Origin of the sequence: Ruoffia halotolerans (assembly GCF_014049385.1) — a bacterium.
Lineage (GTDB): Bacteria > Bacillota > Bacilli > Lactobacillales > Aerococcaceae > Ruoffia > Ruoffia halotolerans.
Genome location: NZ_JACAOA010000058.1, coordinates 1 through 2,293, shown reverse-complemented (window position 1 = coordinate 2,293; position 2,293 = coordinate 1). Strand labels below are relative to the sequence as shown.

The following is a 2,293-nucleotide window of genomic DNA, read 5'->3' as shown; positions in this document are numbered from 1 at the left end:
ATGTAATTATTGTATTGAGAATGTTTTAAAAAAATCGAATATACTACACCAGTAAAAAAAAATTATATTATATAAAATTGTTTTAAGGATTTTACTTATCTCTTTATAAAAAAGGTGTATCCATGAAACGAATCATAAATACCAAACAAAAAAAAGGACGCTTAACGTCCTTTTAAATAAATAAGCGGGTGACGAGAATCGAACTCGCGACAACAGCTTGGAAGGCTGTAGTTTTACCACTAAACTACACCCGCATAATATAACGGTCCGGACGGGATTTGAACCCGCGATCTCCTGCGTGACAGGCAGGCATGTTAACCCCTACACCACCGGACCAATGTATTTTTAATTTTAAAATCAATAAGGAGGATAAGGGATTCGAACCCTTGCGCGCTTTTACACGCCTGACGGTTTTCAAGACCGTTCCCTTCAGCCGGACTTGGGTAATCCTCCGTGATGAAAGTAAAATTAATGATCCGTACGGGACTCGAACCCGTGTTACCGCCGTGAAAGGGCGGTGTCTTAACCGCTTGACCAACGGACCAACACAATATAAATATTATTTTTTAGCAATAATACGAATATAAAACTTACGGAGAAGGAGGGATTTGAACCCTCGCGCCGGCAAAACCGACCTACACCCTTAGCAGGGGCGCCTCTTCAGCCTCTTGAGTACTTCCCCAAATCCAAAATTTTATAGTTTTAATATCACTAATGGGCCTGAGTGGATTCGAACCACCGACCTCACCCTTATCAGGGGTGCGCTCTAACCAACTGAGCTACAGGCCCGTATGAAATTAAAAGCGGGTGACGAGAATCGAACTCGCGACAACAGCTTGGAAGGCTGTAGTTTTACCACTAAACTACACCCGCATAATTAAATAAGTAGTTAAGTTTAGTATTAAGTTAAAATTGCGGGGGTAGGATTCGAACCTACGACCTTCGGGTTATGAGCCCGACGAGATGCCAGCTTCTCCACCCCGCGATAATTTTAAAAGGAGGATAAGGGATTCGAACCCTTGCGCGCTTTTACACGCCTGACGGTTTTCAAGACCGTTCCCTTCAGCCGGACTTGGGTAATCCTCCATAAATTTAAATATTAATATTTTTTACGGTCTTCAATGGACCTTGTAGGACTCGAACCTACGACCGGACGGTTATGAGCCGTCTGCTCTAACCAACTGAGCTAAAGGTCCTATATAGCGGCGAAGGGGATCGAACCCATGACCTCCCGGGTATGAACCGGACGCTCTAGCCAGCTGAGCTACACCGCCTTTATAAAATATTAATGGAGAATAGCGGGATCGAACCGCTGACCTCCTGCGTGCAAAGCAGGCGCTCTCCCAGCTGAGCTAATTCCCCTTAATATCAATCGGGAAGACAGGATTCGAACCTGCGACCCCTTGGTCCCAAACCAAGTGCTCTACCAAGCTGAGCTACTTCCCGAAATGAAACGCACCCTGTAGGAGTCGAACCTACAACCGCCTGATTCGTAGTCAGGTACTCTATCCAATTGAGCTAAGGGTGCTCTTTTTTATTACTTTAACACATAACAAAGTGTTATGCCGAGGGCCGGAATCGAACCGGCACGGTAGTCACCCACCGCAGGATTTTAAGTCCTGTGCGTCTGCCAGTTCCGCCACCCCGGCAATATGCCGAATTTACTTCTCTTGGCAAAGCGGAAAACGGGGTTCGAACCCGCGACCCCCACCTTGGCAAGGTGGTGCTCTACCACTGAGCTATTTCCGCGTTGATGCCGGCTAAAGGAGTTGAACCCTCGACCCTCTGATTACAAATCAGATGCTCTACCAACTGAGCTAAGCCGGCTTATTAAGTTAAATGCGGGTGAAGGGACTTGAACCCCCACGCCCGAAGGCGCTAGATCCTAAATCTAGTGCGTCTGCCAATTCCGCCACACCCGCGTTTGTCTCTATATAAGAGAATGAGTCGTACAGGGATCGAACCTGTGACCCTCTGATTAAAAGTCAGATGCTCTACCAACTGAGCTAACGACTCTTGAGACATGGAGGATGACGGGATCGAACCGCCGACATCCTGCTTGTAAGGCAGACGCTCTCCCAGCTGAGCTAATCCTCCGAAATATAAACAATGCATGGCAATGACCTACTCTCACAGGACCCAAGGTCCAACTACCATCGGCGCTAAGAAGCTTAACTGCTGTGTTCGGCATGGGAACAGGTGTATCCTTCTTGCTACCATCACCACACATTGTTTGTATATAAGTAATCTCTTAGATCACTCAAAACTGAATATCAACTTGTTTTTCTTACCT

At 46.3% G+C, this 2,293-nt stretch carries 20 tRNA genes and 1 rRNA gene; all 21 read right to left on the bottom strand.

Annotated features, from left to right (window positions below):
- Positions 1-183 precede the first annotated feature (183 nt).
- The 21 genes from HW423_RS10805 to rrf all read right to left on the bottom strand — a co-directional run bounded on the left by HW423_RS10805 (position 184) and on the right by rrf (position 2,227).
- Positions 184-254: transfer RNA gene (locus tag HW423_RS10805), tRNA-Gly, on the bottom strand.
- Between the two features lie 9 nt (positions 255-263).
- Positions 264-336, bottom strand: a tRNA-Asp gene (locus HW423_RS10800).
- A gap of 27 nt (positions 337-363) precedes the next feature.
- Positions 364-453 (bottom strand) — tRNA-Ser (locus HW423_RS10795).
- Between the two features lie 19 nt (positions 454-472).
- Positions 473-544 (bottom strand) — tRNA-Glu (locus HW423_RS10790).
- A gap of 49 nt (positions 545-593) precedes the next feature.
- Positions 594-682 (bottom strand) — tRNA-Ser (locus tag HW423_RS10785).
- A 33-nt stretch (positions 683-715) separates the two neighbouring features.
- Positions 716-789, bottom strand: a tRNA-Ile gene (locus HW423_RS10780).
- A gap of 13 nt (positions 790-802) precedes the next feature.
- Positions 803-873, bottom strand: a tRNA-Gly gene (locus HW423_RS10775).
- 39 nt (positions 874-912) lie between these two features.
- Positions 913-985: transfer RNA gene (locus HW423_RS10770), tRNA-Met, on the bottom strand.
- An 11-nt stretch (positions 986-996) separates the two neighbouring features.
- A tRNA-Ser gene (locus tag HW423_RS10765) sits at positions 997-1,086 on the bottom strand.
- A 36-nt stretch (positions 1,087-1,122) separates the two neighbouring features.
- Positions 1,123-1,196, bottom strand: a tRNA-Ile gene (locus tag HW423_RS10760).
- 4 nt (positions 1,197-1,200) lie between these two features.
- A tRNA-Met gene (locus HW423_RS10755) sits at positions 1,201-1,274 on the bottom strand.
- 15 nt (positions 1,275-1,289) lie between these two features.
- Positions 1,290-1,362: transfer RNA gene (locus HW423_RS10750), tRNA-Ala, on the bottom strand.
- Between the two features lie 10 nt (positions 1,363-1,372).
- Positions 1,373-1,446, bottom strand: a tRNA-Pro gene (locus tag HW423_RS10745).
- Positions 1,447-1,454: 8 nt separating this feature from the next.
- A tRNA-Arg gene (locus HW423_RS10740) sits at positions 1,455-1,528 on the bottom strand.
- Positions 1,529-1,563: 35 nt separating this feature from the next.
- Positions 1,564-1,649: transfer RNA gene (locus tag HW423_RS10735), tRNA-Leu, on the bottom strand.
- A 28-nt stretch (positions 1,650-1,677) separates the two neighbouring features.
- A tRNA-Gly gene (locus tag HW423_RS10730) sits at positions 1,678-1,749 on the bottom strand.
- A gap of 5 nt (positions 1,750-1,754) precedes the next feature.
- Positions 1,755-1,827: transfer RNA gene (locus tag HW423_RS10725), tRNA-Thr, on the bottom strand.
- Between the two features lie 13 nt (positions 1,828-1,840).
- A tRNA-Leu gene (locus HW423_RS10720) sits at positions 1,841-1,922 on the bottom strand.
- A 21-nt stretch (positions 1,923-1,943) separates the two neighbouring features.
- A tRNA-Lys gene (locus HW423_RS10715) sits at positions 1,944-2,016 on the bottom strand.
- 8 nt (positions 2,017-2,024) lie between these two features.
- A tRNA-Val gene (locus HW423_RS10710) sits at positions 2,025-2,097 on the bottom strand.
- A 14-nt stretch (positions 2,098-2,111) separates the two neighbouring features.
- A 5S ribosomal RNA gene (rrf, locus tag HW423_RS10705) occupies positions 2,112-2,227 on the bottom strand.
- Between the last annotated feature and the right edge of the window lie 66 nt (positions 2,228-2,293).